At 71.0% G+C, this 20,120-nt stretch carries 21 protein-coding genes; 8 read left to right on the forward strand and 13 right to left on the reverse strand.

The window, feature by feature from the left end; all coding sequences use genetic code 11:
- Window positions 1–5 precede the first annotated feature (5 nt).
- The 4 genes from BUB97_RS04030 to BUB97_RS04045 form a co-directional block, all read right to left on the reverse strand.
- Complete coding sequence (locus BUB97_RS04030) at window positions 6–764, reverse strand: SDR family NAD(P)-dependent oxidoreductase (protein ID WP_073131747.1); 759 nt, start codon at window positions 762–764, stop codon at window positions 6–8.
- 79 nt (window positions 765–843) lie between these two features.
- A complete protein-coding gene (locus BUB97_RS04035; RefSeq protein WP_073132200.1) occupies window positions 844–2,661 on the reverse strand; it encodes a feruloyl-CoA synthase in 1,818 nt (605 codons plus the stop codon).
- 80 nt (window positions 2,662–2,741) lie between these two features.
- A complete protein-coding gene (locus tag BUB97_RS04040) occupies window positions 2,742–3,545 on the reverse strand; it encodes a crotonase/enoyl-CoA hydratase family protein (RefSeq protein WP_073131750.1) in 804 nt (267 codons plus the stop codon).
- Window positions 3,546–3,644: 99 nt separating this feature from the next.
- The gene (locus BUB97_RS04045) at window positions 3,645–4,154 is read right to left on the reverse strand and encodes a MarR family winged helix-turn-helix transcriptional regulator (RefSeq protein WP_086061888.1); all 510 of its coding nucleotides are present in this window, start codon (window positions 4,152–4,154) and stop codon (window positions 3,645–3,647) included.
- A 77-nt stretch (window positions 4,155–4,231) separates the two neighbouring features.
- On the opposite strand from BUB97_RS04045, the gene BUB97_RS04050 reads away from it, so the two are divergent.
- Together BUB97_RS04050 and BUB97_RS04055 are read left to right on the forward strand one after the other, a co-directional pair.
- Window positions 4,232–5,224: a Bug family tripartite tricarboxylate transporter substrate binding protein gene (locus BUB97_RS04050; RefSeq protein ID WP_073131755.1), complete on the forward strand. Its 993-nt coding sequence runs from the start codon at window positions 4,232–4,234 to the stop codon at window positions 5,222–5,224.
- Between the two features lie 157 nt (window positions 5,225–5,381).
- On the forward strand, window positions 5,382–7,682 hold the full coding sequence (locus BUB97_RS04055; RefSeq protein WP_073131756.1) for a putative bifunctional diguanylate cyclase/phosphodiesterase: 2,301 nt from the start codon (window positions 5,382–5,384) through the stop codon (window positions 7,680–7,682).
- Window positions 7,683–7,685: 3 nt separating this feature from the next.
- Here the strand turns inward: BUB97_RS04055 and BUB97_RS04060 are convergent, their stop codons facing one another.
- From BUB97_RS04060 to BUB97_RS04075, 4 genes are all read right to left on the reverse strand, one after another.
- Entirely contained in the window at window positions 7,686–7,907 is a 222-nt protein-coding gene (locus tag BUB97_RS04060; RefSeq protein WP_073131757.1) for a hypothetical protein, read from the reverse strand.
- Between the two features lie 74 nt (window positions 7,908–7,981).
- Window positions 7,982–9,097 (reverse strand): patatin-like phospholipase family protein, encoded by a 1,116-nt coding sequence (locus tag BUB97_RS04065; RefSeq protein ID WP_073131759.1) that lies wholly within the window; start codon window positions 9,095–9,097, stop codon window positions 7,982–7,984.
- Window positions 9,098–9,130: 33 nt separating this feature from the next.
- Window positions 9,131–9,334 carry a hypothetical protein gene (locus BUB97_RS04070; protein ID WP_073131762.1) on the reverse strand — a complete coding sequence of 68 codons (204 nt, stop codon included), beginning with the start codon at window positions 9,332–9,334 and terminating at the stop codon, window positions 9,131–9,133.
- 31 nt (window positions 9,335–9,365) lie between these two features.
- Window positions 9,366–10,343 (reverse strand): TIGR03885 family FMN-dependent LLM class oxidoreductase, encoded by a 978-nt coding sequence (locus BUB97_RS04075; RefSeq protein WP_217659565.1) that lies wholly within the window; start codon window positions 10,341–10,343, stop codon window positions 9,366–9,368.
- A 313-nt stretch (window positions 10,344–10,656) separates the two neighbouring features.
- Here BUB97_RS04075 and BUB97_RS04080 point away from each other — a divergent pair, with 313 nt between their 5' ends.
- The 4 genes from BUB97_RS04080 to BUB97_RS04095 all read left to right on the forward strand — a co-directional run bounded on the left by BUB97_RS04080 (window position 10,657) and on the right by BUB97_RS04095 (window position 13,536).
- Window positions 10,657–11,199: a hypothetical protein gene (locus BUB97_RS04080; RefSeq protein WP_073131767.1), complete on the forward strand. Its 543-nt coding sequence runs from the start codon at window positions 10,657–10,659 to the stop codon at window positions 11,197–11,199.
- Window positions 11,196–12,005, forward strand: coding sequence for a DUF2243 domain-containing protein (locus tag BUB97_RS04085; protein ID WP_073131770.1), 810 nt, complete (start codon window positions 11,196–11,198; stop codon window positions 12,003–12,005). The genes BUB97_RS04080 and BUB97_RS04085 overlap by 4 nt, the downstream gene beginning before the upstream one ends.
- A 94-nt stretch (window positions 12,006–12,099) precedes the next feature.
- Complete coding sequence (locus BUB97_RS04090; RefSeq protein ID WP_073132202.1) at window positions 12,100–12,972, forward strand: isoaspartyl peptidase/L-asparaginase family protein; 873 nt, start codon at window positions 12,100–12,102, stop codon at window positions 12,970–12,972.
- Between the two features lie 204 nt (window positions 12,973–13,176).
- Window positions 13,177–13,536: a hypothetical protein gene (locus BUB97_RS04095; RefSeq protein WP_073131772.1), complete on the forward strand. Its 360-nt coding sequence runs from the start codon at window positions 13,177–13,179 to the stop codon at window positions 13,534–13,536.
- Between the two features lie 35 nt (window positions 13,537–13,571).
- On the opposite strand, the gene BUB97_RS04100 is transcribed toward BUB97_RS04095, so the two are convergent.
- The 4 genes from BUB97_RS04100 to BUB97_RS04115 all read right to left on the reverse strand — a co-directional run bounded on the left by BUB97_RS04100 (window position 13,572) and on the right by BUB97_RS04115 (window position 16,683).
- Window positions 13,572–14,021 carry a DUF2383 domain-containing protein gene (locus BUB97_RS04100; protein WP_073131775.1) on the reverse strand — a complete coding sequence of 150 codons (450 nt, stop codon included), beginning with the start codon at window positions 14,019–14,021 and terminating at the stop codon, window positions 13,572–13,574.
- A 41-nt stretch (window positions 14,022–14,062) separates the two neighbouring features.
- Entirely contained in the window at window positions 14,063–14,341 is a 279-nt protein-coding gene (locus BUB97_RS04105; RefSeq protein ID WP_073131777.1) for a hypothetical protein, read from the reverse strand.
- 93 nt (window positions 14,342–14,434) lie between these two features.
- Complete coding sequence (locus tag BUB97_RS04110) at window positions 14,435–15,886, reverse strand: sensor histidine kinase (RefSeq protein ID WP_073131780.1); 1,452 nt, start codon at window positions 15,884–15,886, stop codon at window positions 14,435–14,437.
- A gap of 56 nt (window positions 15,887–15,942) precedes the next feature.
- Complete coding sequence (locus BUB97_RS04115) at window positions 15,943–16,683, reverse strand: Crp/Fnr family transcriptional regulator (protein WP_073131782.1); 741 nt, start codon at window positions 16,681–16,683, stop codon at window positions 15,943–15,945.
- Window positions 16,684–16,804: 121 nt separating this feature from the next.
- On the opposite strand from BUB97_RS04115, the gene BUB97_RS04120 reads away from it, so the two are divergent.
- Complete coding sequence (locus BUB97_RS04120; protein ID WP_217659566.1) at window positions 16,805–17,191, forward strand: response regulator; 387 nt, start codon at window positions 16,805–16,807, stop codon at window positions 17,189–17,191.
- A 245-nt stretch (window positions 17,192–17,436) separates the two neighbouring features.
- Here the strand turns inward: BUB97_RS04120 and BUB97_RS04125 are convergent, their stop codons facing one another.
- A complete protein-coding gene (locus BUB97_RS04125) occupies window positions 17,437–19,362 on the reverse strand; it encodes a putative bifunctional diguanylate cyclase/phosphodiesterase (RefSeq protein WP_073131786.1) in 1,926 nt (641 codons plus the stop codon).
- Between the two features lie 244 nt (window positions 19,363–19,606).
- Between BUB97_RS04125 and BUB97_RS04130 the strand changes: the two genes are divergently transcribed.
- Window positions 19,607–20,119, forward strand: coding sequence for a YfiR family protein (locus tag BUB97_RS04130; protein WP_086061892.1), 513 nt, complete (start codon window positions 19,607–19,609; stop codon window positions 20,117–20,119).
- Window position 20,120 lies beyond the last annotated feature (1 nt).

A 20,120-nucleotide genomic window follows, 5' to 3' on the forward strand; every position in this document is an offset into this window, starting at 1 on the left:
CGGCCCTATTGCGGGCTGAGGCGCAGGGCGCCGTCCAGGCGGATGGTCTCGCCGTTCAGCAGCCGGTTGCGTGCGACGGCGAGGACGAGGTCGGCGAATTCCCCGGCGCGGCCGAGGCGGCGGGGAAAGAGCGGCAACCGGCCCAGCGCCTCGCGTGCCTCGGGCGGCAGCTCGTCCATCAGCGGGGTCTCGATCAGCCCGGGGGCGATGGTGTTCACGCGGATGCCGAAGCGCGCCAGCTCCCGCGCGGCGGGCAGAGTCATCGCGACAATCCCGCCCTTGCTGGCGGCATAGGCCACCTGCCCGATCTGCCCCTCATAGGCCGCGATGGAGGCGGTGTTCAGCACCATCCCGCGCTCGCCTTCCTCATCGGGTTCCACGGTCGCCATGCGCGCTGCGGCGAGGCGCATGAGGTTGAAGCTGCCGGTGAGGTTGATGGCGATGACACGGGCGAAGTGGTCCAGCGGGTGCGGGCCGTCGCGCCCGACGATCCGCTTCGCCGTCCCGATCCCGGCACAGGAGATGGCGAGGCGCAGCGGGCCAAGCGCCTGCGCCGCATCCAGCGCGGCGGCGACATCCTCCTCCTGCGTGACGTCTCCCAACGAGGCGGTGCCGCCGATGCGGGCGGCGACGGCCCGCGCCGCCTCGCCATTACGGTCCATCACCGCTACGCGTGCCCCGGCCGCCGCCAGCGCCTCCGCCGTGGCGGCGCCGAGGCCGGAGCCGCCGCCGGTGACGATGGCGGCGATGCCCTTCAGCTCCATGTCTCTTCATCCTTTGCGAAGGCGGCCTTGATGGCCGGGTCGGGATCGGTGCGCCACCCCGACGCGCCGGTCATCCCCATCACGGGCGAATCACCTCGGGGTCCTCGTCCTCATAGAGGCGCACCATCTCCTCTGGGCGGCGGCGCAGGATGGCGCGCAGGTTCAGCGATCCCTTGTCGGTCATCTCCCCGGCCGCCAGCGAGGGTGGCTCGCGGAGGAACAGCGCGCGGGCGATAAAGCGGGAGGAGGGGGCGCCTTCGTTCAGCACCCGCAACGCGGCCGCGACCTCGGCCGCGAGGGCCGGGGAGCCCAGCTCCGCCCGGCGGTGATCGGGTGGCACCAGCAGGAGGCCGATCTCCTGCCGGTTCTCGCCCACCACCAGCAGGTCCCGCGCGGCCGCGTTCAGCGCCGCCAGGGCGCGGATCCGCAGCTCCCCCGCATTCACCCGCGTGCCGGTGGAGAGCTTGAAGTCCTCCGTCAGGCGCCCGTCGAAGATGAAGCCATGGTCGGGATGGGCGGGATCGACCCAGCGAAGCGCGTCGCCCGTGCGGAAGAAGCCCTCCTCGTCGAAGGCGGTCGCCGTGGCCTCGGGGTCGCGCCAATAGCCCGGGGTGATGTTGGGGCCGCGCACCCGCGCCTCCAGCTTGTCCCCATCGGGGACCAGGCGGATCTCCACCCCCGGCAGCGGCGTGCCGACGCAGCCCACGGCGGCGCGCGGCACATGGACCATGGAGATGGAGGGCGCCGTTTCCGTCAGCCCCCAGGAGGAGACCATATGCACCCCGCCCGGGCGGCCATGCCGCTCCGCCAGCGCCTCCAGCCGGCGCCAGAGCGGCGGCGGCAGGGCGGCGCCGGCGTAGAACATCAGCCGCAGCCGGGCGAAGAAGGCGCCTGCCAGCGCGGGGTCCGCCTCCAGCCGGGGGATCAGCAGCTCATATCCCTTTGGCACGTTGAAGCTGATGGTGGGGGAGACGGCACGCAGGTTCTCCAGCGTGCGCTCGACTTCGCCGGGCACCGGCCGTCCGTCGTCGATCCACAGCGTGCCGCCGTGACGCAGCACCATGTTCAGGTTCTTGCTGTTGCCGAACACATGGTTCCAGGGCAGCCAGTCCAGCAGCACCGGCGGTTCGTGGCGCAGGAAGGTCCAGGCCTCGGCGATCTGCTCCTGGTTCGCCGCCATCATGCGATGCGTGGCGATCACGCCCTTGGGCATGCCGGTGGAGCCGGAGGTGAAGAGGAGCTTGGCCGGCGCGTCCGGGTCCACGGCCGCCATGGCCCGGTCCAGCGCAGCATCGGCCGGTTGCGCCGTCAGCTCCGCGAAGGGGCGGGCACGCGTCACCCCGCCTGGATCGGAGGCGAAGACCAGGGCGCCTCGGGCTTCCTCCAGCGCCAGGGCGCGGGAAAAGGGCAGGGCCGCGTCCACATGGATGAGCCCGGGCCGCAGCTTCGCCAGCACATGGCGCAGCTTACCCATTTCCGGATCGGCCAGGCTGTAGGGCGGGGAGATGGCGGCATAGGGAATGCCCACGGTCTGTGCGGCGAGGCCGAGCAGCGCATGCTCGATGGCATTGCCCGAGAGCACGGCGACGGGATGCTCGGGGCCCAAGCCGAGGCGCCGCAGCGTGCCCGCGATCCGCCGGATGGCCTCCGCCGCCTCGGCGTAGGTGATGCCGCGCCAGCCCGCGCCGGCCAAGCGCTGCCGCAGGAACGGGCGGTCCGGCGTCCGCTCCGCCCAGGCGAAGAGATGGCGCGTGATGAGCGGGGAGTGGCCCGGCAGCGGGGAGGCCGAGCGGACGACCCAGCCGCCGCCCGGATGCGCCGCCACCCGCACGCGCGGCTCGGAAAAGACGTGGAAATCGGGAATCCAGCCCCAATCGCCGTCGGCGTCCGCTTGCATGCCCATTGCCCTTCTCCCGTTTCCCCGCGGCCCGGGGTTGGTCCCCCGGGTCCGCCCTGCGCGGCTGGCCCGCCTTCCGCCTAGTTCCCGGGGCCGGCTACCTTCGTGCCCCGCTTCTCCATGAAATCCGCGAGCCGGGCGGCAGCCTCTGGTCCCGTCTGGGCCAGGGCGGCGACGAGGCTTTCGACGAAGAGGCCGTCCTCCTCGCTCATGTCCTGGATGCGGGGCAGGGCGTGCAGCACGCCGAGCACGGTGAGCGGCGCCATGCCGGCCACCTTCTCAGCCAGCGCGCCCGCGCGCGCGGGGGCCTCGCCGGGCGGGACGAGATAGTTGACGAGGCCCGCGCGCTCCGCCGCTCCCGCATCCAGCACGCGGCCGGTCAGCATCATATCGGCCATCCGCGAGGCGCCGAGCAGCCGCGCGACATGGACCGAGGCGCCCCCGCCGACATAGATGCCGCGCTGTCCCTCGGGCAGGGCGAAGAAGGTGCTCTCATCCGCCACGCGCAGGTGGCAGGCCGCCGCCAGCTCCAGCCCGCCGCCCACCGTCGCGCCGTGGAGCGCGGCGATGACGGGGACGCGGCCGCGCCGGATGGCGGCGAAGGTGGCGTGCCAGCCGCGGGAGTGGTGGAACACCTCCTCCGCGGAGCGGGCGCGATGCTCGCCCAGGTCCAGCCCGGCGGAGAAGCAAGGGCCATGGCCGTGCAGCACCACGGCCCGGGCCTCGGCCTGGGCACGGCGGAACGCCGCGCCGATGGCGTCCAGCAGGGCGTCGCTGATGGCGTTGCGCTTACCCGGGCGGTTCAGCCCGATCCAGGCCACCGCGCCCCGCAGGTCGTAGGTGACGAGGCCCGCTTGATCATTCGGCGCCGAAGACGTTTCCATGTTTCCTATGGACCATAGGTGTTATTGTCCATAACAATACGGTCAGGGAGAGGGAACGCAAGTGCCATGTGCAGGGGGCCGGTTCCGCCCGGCGGCGGATCAGGGTTGCAGGAAGCGGCCGAGCGCCGCCAGCAACGCCGCGCGTTCCTGCGGCGCGAGATGCGCGGCGAAGCCCCGGTCCATTTCCTCGATCTCACGCGCGACGGTGGCGTGCAGGGCGGCGCCCCGGGCGGTCAGGCGCAGCATGTTGGCACGCCGGTTCTCGGCATCCGTCCGCCGCTCCACCAGCCCGTCCGCCTCCAGGGCGCCGATCAGCACCGCCATGTTGGAGGGCTTGATCTGCAGCGCATTCGCCACCGCGACCTGCCGCGCATCGGGGTTGGCGGCCAGCACGGCGAGGACGGAGTAGCGCGCCGGCGTCAGCCCTTCTGCGCCGAAGCGGCGATGGAACTCGTCAAAGATCCGCTGCTGCACCAGGCGGACGAGGAAGCCGAGATGATGCGAGACCGGCGAGAGGTCCACGCCCGCCGCCTCGGTCGGACCACGTCGCTCCGCCCGCTTGTCCTGCACGGGAGGGCTGTCCTGAGGGCTGACCAGGTCCGCTGCCATGAAGTGCGGCTTACAGGACGATGCCGCGGCGAGAAAGCCGTGGCACGCCGGACAAACAACACAAGGGAGAAACAACCATGCATCGCACCCCCTTCGCGCGCCGCGCCCTGCTGGGCGGAGCCGCGGCCCTGGCGGCGGGGCTAGCGGCCCGCCCGGGCCATGCTCAGCTCCTGAACCGCCCGGCTCGCATCCTGGTGGGGTTCCCGCCCGGCGGCTCCACGGACACCGTCACGCGGCTGTATGCGGAGCGGATGCGGCCGGGCTTCGCGCCGCAGATCCTGGTGGAGAACCGCTCGGGCGCGGGCGGGCGGCTGGCGATCGAAACGGTGAAGGCCGCGACGGCGGATGGCACGACGGTGCTTCTCACCCCCTCCAGCATGCTCACCATCTATCCCCACATCTATACTCGCACGCTCCGCTACGACGCCCTGACGGAACTGACGCCGGTCAGTCCGGTCTGCACCTTCCCCTTCGGCTTTGCCGTCTCGGCGGCCCATCCGGCGAAGGACCTGGCGGGTTTCGTCGCCTGGGCGAAGACACAGGGCGCTGCCGTGCCCTTTGCCAGCCCGGCCGCCGGCTCCCTGCCGCATTTCCTGGGCATGCAGCTGGGCAAGGCGATCGGGGTGGAGATGAGCCACGTGCCCTATCGCGGGGCCGCGCCCGCGTTGCAGGACCTCCTGGCCGGCTCCATCCCCGCTGTGATGGTGGTGCTGGGCGAGGCGACGGAAATGCACCATGCGGGTCAGCTCCGCATTCTGGCCCACACGGCGCCCATGCGCCTGCCGCGCCTTCCCGCCCTCCCGAACTTCGCCGAACTGGGCTTTCCCGCGCTGACGGCCGAGGAGTGGTTCGGCATGCTGCTGCCGGCCGGAGCGCCGGCCGAGGTGGTGGAGGGGCTGCAACGTTCGATCGCCGCGGCTGCCGCACGCCCGGACATGGTGGAGGCGCTGCAGAAGCTGGAATACCGCGCCCTGACCAGCAGCCCCGCGGAATTCGCCGCGCGCATCCGTGCCGACCGGGAACGCATGGGGCCGATCGTGCGGGAATCAGGATTCAAGGCCGAGGAATAGGCGCCCGCTGGCCGGGGGGGCCGCCGGGCCGTGGGGGTTCAGAAAACCTTCACGGCCCTTCCCATAGGTTTCCGCGGTCGGCAGGATTGCTCCTATGGGTGTCAGATCGGGCGGTCTCGTCGCGTGGTTGAAGGGGCTTCTTCGGTCTGTGCCCGGCATGCCGGGCGGACGCATGCATGTGGACGCCGCCGCCTCCCTCGTCGCCCCGCTGTTCGACCGCCTGTCCTCGCTCTTCGTGGCGCATGCCGCGCCGCTCTCGCTCTGTCTCTTCGTCACGGCACGAACGGATGAGGAATGGCCGCTCTTCTTCCTGACGGCCGATCTGCTCATCATGGCGGCACGGCTCTGGGTGGTTCTCTCCATCCGCCGCGTGCGCGACCCCAGCTCCGTCGCGCTGCTGCGGGCTGCGCGGCCCTATTTCGCGATCGGCGTCGCCTGGGCCCTGGTGACCGGTGCCTTCTGCTATATGTGCTATGTCGCCCTGGAGGATGAGGCTAGCCGGACCCTTGCCGTTACCCTCGCCATGGGCACCGTGGGCGGCATCGCCTCGCGCAACGCGGCCACGCCGCGTTTTGCCCTGGCGCAGATCACGGCCCTGCTGCTGCCGCAGGCCGTCGGCGGGGTCGTGAACGGCTCGTGGCACTGGGTCGAGGCCGCGCTCGTCACGGTGTATTTCATCGCGCTCTGCTCGATCGTTCGGCGCCATTACCTCGACGTGCGCCGCATCATGGATGCGCAGCGGGAGAAGGCATCCCTCGCTGCCCGCTTCGATGCCGCGCTGACGAATATGAGCCAGGGGCTCACCCTCTATGATGCCGACGGCATGCTGCGGGTCGTCAACGGCCGGTTCCGCGAGATCTTCGGATTATCGCCGGAGGAAGCCCGGCTCGGCGTCAGCGCGGCAGCCCTCGCCGCGGCGCTGGCAGGGCGCGGCGTGCCGGATGCGGGCGCATGGGCCGTGCCGGCCGCCCAGGACGGCAACCGCGACGCGAACCGGGCCGTGCTCGACCTGCCCGACGGCCGGTCCGTCGCCCTCTCCCGCGAGGCGATGCCGGATGGCGGCTGGGTGACGACCTATGAGGACGTGACCGAGCGGCGCCAGGCCGAAGCCCGGGCGCGACACATGGCGAGGCACGACGCGCTCACCGGCCTGCCCAACCGCACCGTGTTTCAGGACCGGTTGGAGAGTGCCGTTGCGGAGCTGCCGGCCGGCGCATCCTTCGCCGTGCTCTATCTCGACCTCGACCGCTTCAAGGAGGTGAATGACGGCCTCGGCCATGCCGTGGGAGACAGGCTGCTGATCGCCGCAGCGGACCGCATCCGGCTCTGCCTCCGTCCGGGAGACATGATCGCCCGCCTCGGCGGCGATGAGTTCGCCGCCCTCATCGACGGCGCCGCGAGTGCGACGGCGGTTGCGCAGCTGGCCGAGCGCGTCGCATGTGAGGTGGGGGCGGAATACCGGATCGACGGGCAGGCGGTGTCGGTGGGCGTCAGCATCGGGATCGCCCTCGCGCCGCGTGATGGTGGCTCGGCCGATCTGCTGCTGCGCCACGCGGACATGGCCTTGTACGAGGCGAAGGGCGCCGGGCGCGGGACGCACCGTTTCTTCGACTGGAGCATGTCGAGCCGGCTTCAGGCGCGGCGTGACATGGAAGCGGAATTGCGCGTGGCGCTGGCCCGGGAGGAGCTGGAGCTCTTCTACCAGCCGCAGATGGCCATCGACGGCGGCGTCCTCGGCTTCGAGGCGCTGGTGCGGTGGTGGCATCCGGAGCGCGGCCTCGTCTCCCCGGCCGAGTTCATCCCGGTGGCCGAGGATTGCGACCTGATCCTTCCCCTGGGCGAATGGGTGCTGCGAACGGCCTGCGCCGAGGCCGCCGCATGGCCAGAGCCCGTTCGGGTCGGCGTGAACCTTTCAGCCGCCCAGTTCGCGGGGCGCGACATGTATGCCTCTGTCGCGGCGGCCCTGCGCTATTCCGGTCTGCCGGCGGAGCGGCTCGAACTCGAGATCACCGAAGCGATCGTGCTGAAGGACAGCCAGGAGGTGGTGAGCACCTTGCGCCGCATCCGCGCCCTGGGCGTTCGCGTGGCGCTGGACGATTTCGGGACGGGCTATTCCTCGATCGCCTATCTCCGCAGCTTCCCGCTCGACAAGATCAAGATCGACCGCTCCTTCGTGCGCGACCTGGCGCATTCGGACAGCGCGGCGGCCATCGTGCGTGCGATCAGCACGTTGGGCGCGACGCTGGGCCTCACCCTGAATGCCGAGGGGGTGGAGACCGAGGCACAGTTGGAGCAGTTGCGGCAGCTGGGCTGCTCGGAGGTGCAGGGGTTCCTGTTCAGCGCGCTGCGGCCGTCCCGGGATGTTCCGATGATGCTGCGGGAGCTGGCCGCCTGCGTCGCGCCCGCCGCGGCCGCGCTGCCCGGCGCGCGGGCGCCGCAGCGCGGGCGGCGAGGGTAACGCTCAGGCCTTTCCGGGCGGATCCTGGTTGAAGACGCGGAGTTGCTCGCTGAAGAGCCGCTGATTGCTCTCCATCATCGTGAGGATACGCCGTGCCTCGGGCAGAAGGTGCTCCTGGCGCAGCTGTTCCAGGCGGTCGATCAGCGCACGCTGCTGCAGGATGCGGGCTTCGTTCTCCCGTATGCGCCGCAGGGCGCGTTCGAACACCGTCTCTTCGGGATCCATGGTCGTTCCGCCCATCACCCCGGGGGCGCTAACGGAACGGTGCCGTGTCCGCACTTGCATAGTTTAGCCTTGCCTCATTTCGCGGGCCTGGCAGCGCCTCCGTCCATCTCGAACAGGGTGAAGCCAGGGGCGAGGGTCGTGCCGCCGCCACGTGCCTGCAGCCGGTCCCCTCCCTCTCGCATGGCGGTGGCGCCGGCCTGCCAGCGCTCCTCCACCGTGGCGCGGGAGAAGTCGAAAGGCTTGCCGGGGCCCGCCTCGTCGAGCCCGGCGCGGTAATCCAGGAGGAGCAGATCCAGCACGGGCGGCACCGGCGCCTGATTCCCCTGCGCCGCGCCCGGCCCTTGCGCTGCAAGCTGCGCGAGACGGGCGCGCAGCGCATGCTCGCGCGCGCCTGCCTCGATCATGCGCCAGGTCTGGTTGCCGAAGGCGAGATCGGCGGCGCGGCCCGCCGCGGCGGCCAGGCTGCGCGGACGCTGCCCGGCGCGCGCGAAGAGTTCCGTCACGATGCAGCGCACCGGGCCTTGCGACGGCTCGGCGAAGACGAGATCGACGGGCGCATTGGAAGCGAGGCCGCCATCGCAGAGCAAGCGCCCGTCGATTTCTATGGGCGGGAAGAGCGGCATCAGCGCGCAGGAAGCAAGGAGGTGCTCCGGCCCGATGCGCGCGCCGCGGGCCGTGTCGAAGACCACCCGATCGCCGCTTTCCACATCGGTCGCCACGATGGTGAGGCGGGGGGCACCCTTTGCCCCGAGGCGCCCAAAATCCACGAACTCCGGCAGGCGGCGGCGCAGCGGCTCGAGGTCGTAGAGGGAGGGCGTCTCGCCAGGAGAGCGACGGTGCCGGAACAGGCCGGGGCGCCCGAGCAACAGCGTCTGCCACGCCGCCGTCTCGTTATGCGCGCGCCGCCATGCGCCGGCGCCGGGCGGGGGGCCGAGCCAGAAGGAGGCCCAGGGCGTCGGATCCGCGGAGGCCGATGACCAGAAGCGGTGGAGTGCCTCCACGCGCTGCCCCGGCGGGTTGCCCGCGATGATGGCGGCATTGAGCGCGCCGGCCGAGGAGCCGAGGAGCCAGTCGGCGCCGCCCTGCTCCTCGACCGCCTCGCAGGCGCCGGCACCGAAGGCGCCGAGGGCGATCCCGCCGCCCAGCACCAGCACCGTGGTTGCCGGCGGCCCCGCCTCGCCCCCGCTCATCCGGCGGCGTTGCAGGGGCTGCGCGTGCTGCGCTCAGCCACTGGTCTTGTGGCCCGGCCGCCCGCTCGCGGCCTTGGCCGAACCGCCGCCGGCGATACTGCGCTGGTTGTCGTGCCGCGCCGGCTGCGACGGAGCGCTCCCCGGCCCCGTGGCCGTGCCCTCGTCGTTGCTGATGCCGCCGCCCTTGCCCGAGCCGGTTTCCTCGGCGTGCCGGTTGGCCTTCTTCTCGGTCGTCATGCCCGTCTCCCTTTCATGGTTGAACCCGTCGTCACGCCGCCCCCCGACGCAAGGAGGGCAGCACGCCTTGGCCGAAGGCCTCGATGAAGGCGCGCTGGTTGCGGCCGACCTGGTGGATCTGGATCTCGTCGAAGCCCAGCGCGACCAGCTCCGCGAGCCGTGCCGCATGCCAGCGCAGGTTGGACGAGATCCAGACGGATTCCCGCATGTCCTCCGGGCGCACGAGCCGGGTGGCCGTGTCGAAATGCTCGGGCAGGCGCAGCTCCCAGTTCACCTCGCCGCCCAGGACGTTGGTGCGCCACTGCTCGTATGCGCCGGCCAGCGCCTCCTCCTCCGTGGGCGCCCAGTTCAGCGCCACCTGGACCACGAGGCGCTTGCCGCGACCGCCGCCGCGATGGAAGGCCTCGATCACCTTGCGCAGCTGCTCCGGCTCCGCGGAGACGGTGAGCAGCCCGTCCGCCCAGGCCCCCACCGCGTCCGCGGTCGCCTCCGTCACCGCGGCGCCGAGGAGAGGGGGCGGCGTCTCGGGGCGGCTGTAGAGCTTCGCGTCCACCACGGTGATGCGGCCGTGATGCGTGACCGTTTCGCCGGAGAGCAGCGCGCGCACGACCTCCGCGCATTCGCGCAGCCGCGCGTTGCGCTCGGCCTTCTCCGGCCAGGCGAGGCCGGTGATGTCCTCGTTCAGCCGCTGCCCGCTGCCGAGGGCGAACCAGAAGCGGCCGGGGAACATCTCGGTCAGCGTCGCTGCGCCTTGCGCGAGGATGGCGGGGTGGTAGCGATAGCCGGGCGCGGAGATGACGCCGAAGGGGATGCGCGTCCGCGCCATGGCCGCGCCCAGCCAGGACCAGGCGAAACCCGAATGCCCCTGCGCCGCGCCCCAGGGGCGGAAATGGTCGGAGGACATGCCGCAGTCGAACCCGGCCGTCTCGGCCTCCTGCGCGAGGGTGAGCAGTTCGGAAGGCGGGAACTGTTCATGAGAGGCGTGAAAGCCGAAGCGCGCGGGGCCCATGTCGTCTCTCATCATGGTCAGGGCTGAGGAACACGACCTAGCCGCGCAAGTTGCGTGTGCGCCGCCCGCCTCCGCCGCACCGTCTCCGGCTCATCCTGCGCGCGCTGCATCATCAACGATGCGGGAGCGGGCCGGCGCAGGAGACGCCGCCTAACACAGGTTAGAGGATGCTGGCCGGCGATAGGCGAGAGAGGAAGACCGCGATGTCCCTGGCGTCGAGACGCACCATGGAGCGGAGCTGGCAGGCCCCACGGCAGCCCGCATGCCGGGCTCGCGCTGCTTGCGGCGGTCGCGGCCTGCAGGAGAACCAACCGTGAGAACCTCGGAGCTGAACCTGAGCGGATCGTCACCGCGCCCCTGGCTGGGGCCGTGGCGTTCGAACGAGCACATCTCGGCGCGCTCGACCTTGCTGGCCGGGCTGCGGGAGGCACATGCGAGCAACCAGGCGCTCGTCCAGGGCTCCGCCGCATGGCACCGGGCCGGCCGCGCCGAATCCCTCCGGGAGGAGTTCCTCCTGCTGCGCCGCGAGGCCGAGGAGGCCTTGCGGCGCGTGGAATACGTGCTGGCGGGCCTAGGCCGCTCCGCCCGGGGCGCGCGCTGCTGGCTCCGCCAGGGCGACCTCGCGCTGGCCCCGGGGGCGGATGACGCCTCGCTCGTCGCGCTCTCCACCTGGGCCATCGGGCGCATCTCGGCCGGCACGCTGCGGCTTCAGCACCTGGCCCACGAATGCGAGGAGTACCAGGCGGCGCGCCTGCTCCAGATGTCGGTCGACGGGCAGCTGCTGAGCGCGCGCCGCATCGCGGCAGCGGTTCGCGGAGGAGGGGCGGCCGCCCCGGCCCTGGTGCGGGAAGCATGATGGCTTCGGCCCCCGAGTCCTCCATGCGCCTCGGGATGGCGGGGGGTGTGCTCGGTTTTGCGCTGGGTGGCTTCTTCGACGGCATCCTGCTGCACCAGATCCTGCAATGGCATCACTTCCTGTCCCTGGTGCCGGGTGAGGCGCTCCGCGACTTGCGCATGCAGATCCTGGCGGATGGGATGTTCCATGTGGCCGTCTACCTCATCGCGACCCTCGGGCTGCTGCTGCTCTGGGGCGCGAGGCGGGCCATGGCGCCGGCTGGCGCGGGAGGCCGCCTGCTGGGCGCGGCGCTGCTCGGCTTCGCGGCCTGGCAGGCGGTCGACGTCGTGGTCTTCCACTGGCTCGTCGGGATCCATCGGGTCCGCGTGGATGTGCCGGATCCGCTGACCTGGGATATCGGCTGGCTCGTCCTCACGGGCCTGCCGCCGCTGGCGCTCGGGCTGTGGCTGCGCCGGCGCCCTGGTCCCCCCTCGCCGGGGCAATCGGCCGGTGGGCCGCGCGGCGTGGTGGCCGCGCTTGGCCTGGTGCTGCTCGTCCTCGGCGCGGCTCCTGTCGCCGCGCTGCCGCCGGCGGGCGTGACGACGGTGCTCGTGCTGTTCCGCTCGGGCGTGACGCCTGACCAGGCCTTCGCCGCCGCCATCGCGGCGGGTGGGCGGGTCGCCTGGAGCGATCCCGCCGCCGGGCTGCTGGCCGTGGACCTCCGCGACGGCGGTTCGGTGCTGGATCTGTATCGCGGTGGCGCGCTGCTGGTTGGCCGCTCCGCCATCACCGGCGGTTGCCTGGGATGGACCCGCCTGGCGGTGTGACGCAAGGCGCCGGGCCGCATCCCGCGGGAGGGAAGCAGCGCCTCGCCCCTGCCTCCGCCGCTGCCCGTGCCCGCACCGAGGAGATGGCTTGATCATGTCAGGTGGCACTGGAATCTGGGCCCTGGTTCTGCACGGTGGCGCGAAGGCAATCCCGCCGGAGAGGGCCGAGGCGAAGCGCGAGGGCTGCCGCGCCGCGCTCCGCGTGGGTGCGTCCATCCTGCGGGGTGGCGGCACGGCGCTGGACGCGGTGGAGGCCACCATCCGCATTCTGGAGGATGACGCCATCTCCAACGCGGGCCGCGGCTCCGCCCGCAGGCCCGGTGGCGAGACCGAGATGGACGCCGCCATGATGGATGGCGCGACGCTCGACCTCGGCGGCGTCGCGGCCCTGCGCGGCGTGCGGCATCCCGTGAGCGTCGCTCGCCTCATGCTGCGGGAGGCGCCCACCTTGCTCGTCGCCGAGGGCGCGCGCCACTTCGCCGAGATGCATGGGGCGGAATTGGATGAATCCGCTGACCTGCCGATGCTCGGGGATGCGGGGCATGACACGGTCGGTTGCGTGGCGCTGGATGGCCACGGCCATCTCGCGGCAGGCACCTCCACCGGCGGGCTGGAGGGCAGCATGGCCGGCCGGGTGGGGGATTCGGCTCTGCCGGGATGCGGGCTTTACGCGGATGATCTCATGGGCGCCGTGGCCTTCTCCGGCGACGGAGAGAACATCGCGCGCACCCTCCTCGCCGCGCGGGTGATGCAGGCGCTCGAGGAAGGCTCCCCACAGGCCGCCGCCGAGCTGGCGATGGCAAGGTTGCGCCGCGTGGGCGGCGAAGCGGGCGGCATTGTCCTGGACCGGGCCGGCCATGTCGGCTGGGCGCATAACAGCCCGCATTTCGCGGTGGGCATCGCCACGAGCGAGGACGGCATCCTCCGCACCTATCTGTGGAAGGGGGAAGAGCTGGACCTTGACTGATCGTGGCCGCCGGTGAGCGACCGCCGATCATCCTCGGCACGGGCAGGGAAGGCGGACGGATCATCCCGTGCAGGTGGGCCCGCCCTCGACGCGCGGCGGCGAAGTTATCTCGCCTTCCACCCCGGCGTCCGGCTGAGCACGCGCGTTAAGCCCCCACCGGCGCCGGCTCCGCGCCGAAGTGACGACCGGGGCAGGAGGCTGAACATGCCGAAGAATGACGACCCTACCGAACTGGAGCCACGTCCCGTCCCGGCGCCGCTGACGAGGGGCGCGAATGCCGCGCAACTCAAGCGCGATGTCGAGAGCGGCGCGACGGGCGACAAGGTGCCGATGCTCGATCCGGGGCTGGCGCCGCTCGGCACCGATGACGAGGCTGCCGGCGCGCCGCTGGACCCGAAGCTGGTGGCCGAGGTGCGCGAGAGGGAGCGGCGGGACGCCCCCATTCCGCCGGATGCGGCGGCCACGCGCGCCCTGCCCAGCAAGGGGCATCGCCCGCTGGCCATCGCGCTCGGCGTCGTCTGCCTGCTTTTCCTGGCGGGCATCCTGGTGTGGCGAATGGGGTGAGGGGCGGGGGGACACCCCCCGCCGCCCCTCCGTATTCAGGCTGCGGCGGAGGCGTTGGACATCCATTCGCGGTGGCGCAGCTCGTCCGAATGGGCGCGCCGGAACATGGCCATGGCCTCCGGCGTTGCGTCCGCATGGCCCGAGGCACGCTCATAGGCCGTCACTGTGTCCTCTTCGTTCGAGCGCATGGCCTGCAGCGTCGCGGCGTCCCCCATGATGCTGGCGAGCGCGACCTTGCCTGTCGTGAGAAGCTGCTTCGCGTCGCCTTCACGGTAGGGTGTGGCGCCGATGCTGGTGGCGAGCGCCGTCAGCTCCTGCACATGCCGGTCGTGGTCCGCCTTGAATTCGGCGATCTTCGCCTTGTAGGCGGGGTTCTCCAGCCGCTCGATCGTCTGCTCATAGGCGGCGATGGCGTCGTGCTCGAGCAGCAGCAGGTTCTCGACCAGACCGGTCAGCGTCGCCTCGGTCCCAACCATCGTGACCATCGGAAAGTCTCCTCTTGCCGGGGGCGGTGCGCATCGGGTTGTTAGCGGCGCACCATCACCCGACCCAACGGCCTGCGCAGCGCGATGTTGCGCACGCGCGGCCGTGGCGGCAGCGGCGCCCAGTATTCGGGCGCAAGGTCCAGAGGCTCCCCATCCCGGGGGTGGGACAGCACCCAGCGGCCTTCGGCGTGCCAGTGGCCCACCGCCGCATGGGCGTCCTGCGCGGCGCCAGGGAGCCGGCTGCCATCCGGGCACCACAGCAGCACGGGGCTTCCATCCTTCGGCGCCTTGCCGATCGGCTTCCAGATGCTTGCCGTCATCGCCTGACTTCGGTCTTTCCGTGCTGCACGCCGCGACACGAAGCTTCCGCCATGGGCGGTGCCCGGTCTTTCACACAGGATAGAGGTGCCGCATTACGGGGCCTGGCCGCGGGTGACCCACTCCGCGCAAGGCAGGCTGATGTGGCAGCATAGCCCGGCCTCATGGAAATCCTGCCGTACCTCAGCCTTCAGGTCATAGGGGAGCGTGCGTTCCAGCAGGTCGGTGCCGAAGCCGCGGCGTCGCGGCTGGCGGACCGGTGGGCCACCGCTTTCCTTCCAGGTCAGCTCCAGGCTGCGCTCCCCGGGTGGGCCCTGCAGGCGCCATGTCACGACGATCTGCCCTTCCGGCGCGGAGAGGGCGCCGTACTTCACGGAATTGCTGGTGAGCTCATGGACGGCGAGGCCGAGGGTTTCGGCGACCTTCGGGCGCAGCTGCACGGGCGGCCCCTCCATCGTCACCTGCTTGTCCTCGCGCGCCGCATGAGCCAGCAGCTCATCCGCGATGAGCTGCGCCAGTTCGAGCCCCGCCGAGGGATCCCGGCTGAGGGCACCCTGCACGCGCGCGAAGGCGTTGATCCGGCCATCGAGATGCATGGCGAGATCCTCGGTCGATTCGGCCGTCTGCACCGTGCGGCGGATGATGGAGCGGATCACCGACAGCGTGTTGCGAACGCGGTGCTGCAACTCGGAGAGAAGGATGCCCTGCCGCCGCTCGGCTTGGCGCAGCCGGTCCACATCGGTCGAGGTGCCCAGCCACTCCTCAACCTGGCCGTCCTGCCGCAGCGGCGTGGCGCGGCTCTGGAACCAGCGGTAGTGGCCCTGGCTGACATCGAGGAGCCGGAACTCCACCTCGAAGCCCTCGCCGGCATCGGCCCGGCCCCAGGCGGCCAGGGCGGCCTGTCGGTCATCGGGATGAAGCGCATCGAGCCAGCCGAAGCCGCGGCTCTCGGCCTCGGACTGGCCCGTGAACGCACTCCACAGCGAGCCGGACCAGAGCCATCGCCCACCGGCGGCGGAGCGCCAGACCAAATGCGGGACCGCTTCGAGAAGAGGGACCGCCACCCTCACCGGCGGGGTGGTTTCGGCGAGGCTCGCGAAGAGGCCCTCCACCCGCCCTGTCTCGCCGAGCAGGGGCGTGCAGGAGAGGGTGAAGCGACGGTCCGCGGCATCGTCCTGGCCCGGCAGCGCAATGCCGTCGAGGGACGTTGCCTCGCCGCCCTGAAAGACCCGCGTGGCCATGGGCGAGAGCAGGACCCAGGCCTCGGGCCAGGACTCGGGCAGCGGAAGCCCCTGCATGTCGGGCCGGGGCGCGGCCATGAGGGCGGCGGCGGCGTCATTGTGCAGCAGGATCGGTCCGCCCCAGAGCATGAAGCCGGGCGCGGGGGAGGAGAGCAGGATTCCGAGCGCCGTCCGCATCGCGACCGGCCATTCCGAACGGGGGCCGAGGGGCGTGGCGGACCAGTCGCGGGTGCGGATGACGTTCCCTGCCAAGCCGCCGCCGATGAGCCACTCCCTCGGGCGATCCGCCTCGGCTTCGTCGTTCAAGCGCCTGTCTCCCGATCTGGTGACCCTAGAGCTGCCCGCGAGCCAGGGAACGGCACCTAGTCGTTCGCGTCGAGATGCCGGCCCTCGCGGTCGAGGTGCAGGTAATTGGGGCTGAACTGCGCGACGTCCTGGAGCGCCTCCAGGTTCGGGATGGTCAGCATCTTGCCCTTGAGGACGATCAGCTTGGCAGCCCGCAGCTCCTGGAGCGTGCGGTTCACATGAACCGTGGAGAGGCCGAGCGCATCGGCCAACTCCGCCTGCTTGACCGGCAGCTCGCAGCTGTCGCCATCGGTCAGGCCCACGCCGCGCAAGCGGAGGAAGAGTTCGCAGAGCAGATGCGCGAGCCGTTCCGACGCGTCGCGCTGGCCAAGGCTGACGGTCCATTCCCGCTGGATCGCCATGTTCACCAGGGATTCCCACCAGAGCGCCTGCGTGATCCGGGAATGGTGGAGCGACACCTCCTCGATCCGCTGCCGGGGGATCTGAGCGATCGTCACCGGGGTCAGCGTCCCGATGGAATGATCCATCTCCCGCAGGACGAAGACATGGTTGTCGCAGAGGTCGCCGGGGAGGAAGAAGGCGATGATCTGCCGCCGCCCGTCCTCCAGATACTTGTACCGGCAAGCCCAGCCGGAGAGGATGAGGTTGACAGCCTGTGGCCTCTCGCCCTCCCGGATGATGTCCTCGCGGGCTCCGAGCTGCCGCAGGCCCTCGGTCGAGACCTGATCCAGCACGTGCTTGTCCTTGCTGGAGAGCTTGGTGAACTGCTCCAGCTTCCGAATCAGGTGACTGGTCATTTTGTTCCCGGTGTACGGGCAAACTCCTACCGTCCCGGCATCTTGCTGCCTTAACATACGTTATTGTCCCGTCGGCGCGATTAGCCGCTGCGTTATCCACAAGCAGAAAGCGGATATCCCAGTGACAGTTTCAAAGACAGAAGTGGAGCTGATCGGCCGTCGGGTTCTCGTTGTCGAGGATGAGTTCTTCATCGCCGACGACCTCGCCGAGGCGCTGCGCGGCGCGGGCGCGGAGGTGATCGGCCCCGTGCCGACGCGAGAGCGCGCGCTCGACATGGTCGCCGGGACGGGGATGATCGACTTCGCGGTCCTGGACATCAATCTCGGCGGTGAGGCGGGCTACGCAGTCGCCGAAGCGCTGTCCGAGCGCGGCGTGCCTTTCGTGATCGCGACGGGCTATGCGCGGGGTGCCCTGCCGCCGCGTTTCCGGGATGTGCCGCATTGGGAAAAGCCGCTCGACGCGGATGTGCTGGTTAGCGTGCTTTCGTCGCTCGTAGCCCGGACATGATGCGCGGCGGACTGCCTTCAGGACCTGCGGTGCAAGGCTAGGGCAGGTTTTCTCCCGGGCTCGCCGAGTTGTGATGCGCCTTCCGGATGCATACGGCGCGGGCTTTGCACGTCCGGAGCGAGGCTCCCCCGCCGGGGCAAGAGTCTGTTGCCGATATGGGCTGCGGCAACGCGCGCACGGGCCGAGGCCCAGCGCGCCTGCGAGCTACTCCCGTTCCATGCTGTGTAGGCAGGCCTGACGCGGCCTCAGCCCAGGGCGCGCAGCGCTTCTCCGCCGGCGTGACGCTGCCGCAGCATCAGCTCGTCCAGCGCCTCGGGCGTCAGCGGCCGGCCAAACAGATAGCCCTGCGCGGATTCGCAGCCTTCATGCCGCAGCATCTCGGCCTGAGCAGCGGTTTCGACCCCCTCCGCCAGCGTGCTCAGGCCCAGCGCGTTGCTCATGCCCAGCACGGCGCGGAGGATGGTCACGGCGCTCGCGTCCTTCTCCAGGTTGCGTATGAAGGAGCGGTCGATCTTGACCTTGTCGAAGGGAAATTTCTGCAGATAGACAAGGCTGGAATAGCCGGTGCCGAAATCGTCCATCGCGATCCGCACGCCGGCGGCGCGGAGCCGGCGCAGGGTGGCCAGCGTCTCCTCCGTGTCGCCCAGCAGCACGCCCTCGGTGATCTCCACCTCCAGCCGCTCCGGCGGCAGGCCGCTGCTCTCCAGGGCGGCCATCACCACCTCGAACAGGTCGGACTGACGGAACTGCACCGGCGAGACATTGACGGCCACGGTCATTCCGTCGGGCCAGCGGGCTGCACGGCGGCAGGCCTCCTGCAGCACCCAGGCGCCGATCGGCCCGATCAACCCCGTATCCTCCGCCACCGGGATGAACGCATCGGGCGACATCTCGCCCATTGCGGGACGGGCCCAGCGCAGCAGTGCCTCCGCCCCCGTGATGGTGCCGCTGCCAAGCCGGACCTGCGGCTGATAGGCGAGGCGGAACCCGCCCTGCTCCAGCGCGATCCGCAGGTCGGCCTCGATGGCCCGCCGCTCCTGCAGCTTCCGGTTCATCTCGGGGGCGAAGAAGCGATAGCCGCCGCGGCCCGCCTCCTTCGCCTGATAGAGCGCGAGATCGGCGTCCCGAAGGAGTTGGGTGGGGTCCGCCGAGCCGAAGCGGTCTGTCATGGCGATGCCGATGCTGAGGCCGACCTTGGCCTGGTAGCCGTCCAGGTCGATCGGCGCGTCCAGGGCCGCGATCAGCCGCCGGGCCAGGGAAGCGGCCGCCCTGGGCTGCTCCGCCCGCGGCTGGATGACCGCGAACTCGTCCCCGCCCAGCCGGGCCAGCGTGTCGCTCTCCCGCAGCATGGAGGAGAGGCGGCCGGTGACGACCTTCAGCAGCTGGTCGCCGGCGGCGTGACCCAGCGTGTCGTTCACCTCCTTGAAGCGGTCGAGATCGAGGCAGAGCACCGCCATGGGCTTTCCGTCGCGCCGGGCGAGGGACAGCGCCTGGCGTAGCCGGTCGCTGAAGAGGCCTCGGTTGGGCAGTCCGGTCAGCAGGTCGTGCGCCGCGAGGAAGCTGGCCCGCTCCAGCGCGTTGTTCAGCAGGCGCAGCGGCACGATGCGCAGCAGCACGAAGATCAGGGCGCCGAGCGTGCAGGAGGCCAGCGAGACCACCAGGGTACTGGCCAGCACGTCCCGCATCGAGAGGGCGGCCTCGACCTGGCCGAGCTCCTGCCCATCCATCGTGATGGGGGCCTGCCGGCTGAGGACGGGCCAGGCCAGCTCCCGCTCCGGCAGGGATTCCATCACGAGGTGGCCATCGGCCGCGAAGACGCGGCGGCGTTCCTCGGACGCCCCGCCCCGGGGCACGGAGACACGCAGACCTTCGAACTCCCAGAAGCCCGGGTTGCGGCGCACCAGCTCCACCACCTCCGCGGCATGGATGCGCGCGCTGGCCTCCAGCCCGCCGATCATCCGGTAGCGGGAGGCCGAGAAATAGGTGAGCGGGAGAGCAGCCGCGATCAGCAGCGCGGCCAGCGCCGCCAGCGCCGTCACCATGCGCGTCACCCCGCGAGGCGCCTTCGGGCGGACCTCGGCGATGGCAGGAGGCGGTTCCTGCGCAACCCGGTCCAGCGAGGGAAGCGCGAAGCTCCAGGGCAAGGTCACGTCCTCATGCGAGCCCGGCAAACCTGGGGCTCATTCGCAAACAAAGGATCAACAGTGGATCGGGCGCAACGGTCTTGCCTGATTATTGGTACTTTGTTCAGAAAAACGTTGCACAATCGCCGCAGCCGGGCAGCTTCCTGGTTCAGAGACCGGCCGAGCCTCGGGACGTAGGACGTGCGGGCAGGAGGCGTTTGGCTTGTCGCGTTGGAATCGGCCCGGCCTGACCGATGCGCCTCCGCCCTGGTGGGGAGGCGGGAGGCGCCTCGTGCTCCTCAGCCTGACCGGGGCGCTGATCGGGATGCCCGGCCCTGGCCTGGCGGAGCCGACGCTCCGCGACCTTCAGGCCGCCGTCCGCGCCCTTGCCTTCCTCGAGGAGCCGCCGACCGGCCTGGCCGATATCGGCATCGTCTACCCCGATGGATCAGCCGAGGGCCTGTCCCAGGCCCGGCGGATCGCTGCGATCTTCGGTGAGGGGCTGCGGGCCGGCAATCTCACCCTGCGGCCGAAGCTCGTCACGGTCGCCGGGGCCGGCCAGGCCGGCGCGGTGGCCCTGCTGCTGACCGATGCGGCCCTGCCGGAGGTGCATCGGGTCGCGGCCGCCGTGGCGCGGAGCGGGGTGGTGACCATTGCCGCGGGAACCACGGCTCCGGAGGCCGGGGCGAGCGTGCTGTCGGTACGGGGCGGGCCACGGGTGGAAATCGTCGTCAACCGCGCCGCGGCCCAGGCGGCCGGGGTCAGCTTCGCTGCGGCCTTTCGCATGATGATTCAGGAGCGCTGAC

The organism is Muricoccus roseus (assembly GCF_900141905.1).
GTDB classification, from domain to species: domain Bacteria; phylum Pseudomonadota; class Alphaproteobacteria; order Acetobacterales; family Acetobacteraceae; genus Roseomonas; species Roseomonas rosea.

Excerpts from the sequence above, each read along its gene's own strand:
- BUB97_RS04030 (WP_073131747.1), bottom strand. The coding sequence starts at position 764 with ATGGAGCTGAAGGGCATCGCCGCCATCGTCACCGGCGGCGGCTCCGGC.
- BUB97_RS04035 (WP_073132200.1), bottom strand. The coding sequence starts at position 2,661 with ATGCAAGCGGACGCCGACGGCGATTGGGGCTGGATTCCCGATTTCCAC.
- BUB97_RS04040 (WP_073131750.1), bottom strand. The coding sequence starts at position 3,545 with ATGGAAACGTCTTCGGCGCCGAATGATCAAGCGGGCCTCGTCACCTAC.
- BUB97_RS04045 (WP_086061888.1), bottom strand. The coding sequence starts at position 4,154 with ATGGCAGCGGACCTGGTCAGCCCTCAGGACAGCCCTCCCGTGCAGGAC.
- BUB97_RS04050 (WP_073131755.1), top strand. The coding sequence starts at position 4,232 with ATGCATCGCACCCCCTTCGCGCGCCGCGCCCTGCTGGGCGGAGCCGCG.
- BUB97_RS04055 (WP_073131756.1), top strand. The coding sequence starts at position 5,382 with ATGCCGGGCGGACGCATGCATGTGGACGCCGCCGCCTCCCTCGTCGCC.
- BUB97_RS04060 (WP_073131757.1), bottom strand. The coding sequence starts at position 7,907 with ATGGATCCCGAAGAGACGGTGTTCGAACGCGCCCTGCGGCGCATACGG.
- BUB97_RS04065 (WP_073131759.1), bottom strand. The coding sequence starts at position 9,097 with ATGAGCGGGGGCGAGGCGGGGCCGCCGGCAACCACGGTGCTGGTGCTG.
- BUB97_RS04070 (WP_073131762.1), bottom strand. The coding sequence starts at position 9,334 with ATGACGACCGAGAAGAAGGCCAACCGGCACGCCGAGGAAACCGGCTCG.
- BUB97_RS04075 (WP_217659565.1), bottom strand. The coding sequence starts at position 10,343 with ATGGGCCCCGCGCGCTTCGGCTTTCACGCCTCTCATGAACAGTTCCCG.
- BUB97_RS04085 (WP_073131770.1), top strand. The coding sequence starts at position 11,196 with ATGATGGCTTCGGCCCCCGAGTCCTCCATGCGCCTCGGGATGGCGGGG.
- BUB97_RS04090 (WP_073132202.1), top strand. The coding sequence starts at position 12,100 with ATGTCAGGTGGCACTGGAATCTGGGCCCTGGTTCTGCACGGTGGCGCG.
- BUB97_RS04095 (WP_073131772.1), top strand. The coding sequence starts at position 13,177 with ATGCCGAAGAATGACGACCCTACCGAACTGGAGCCACGTCCCGTCCCG.
- BUB97_RS04100 (WP_073131775.1), bottom strand. The coding sequence starts at position 14,021 with ATGGTCACGATGGTTGGGACCGAGGCGACGCTGACCGGTCTGGTCGAG.
- BUB97_RS04105 (WP_073131777.1), bottom strand. The coding sequence starts at position 14,341 with ATGACGGCAAGCATCTGGAAGCCGATCGGCAAGGCGCCGAAGGATGGA.
- BUB97_RS04115 (WP_073131782.1), bottom strand. The coding sequence starts at position 16,683 with ATGACCAGTCACCTGATTCGGAAGCTGGAGCAGTTCACCAAGCTCTCC.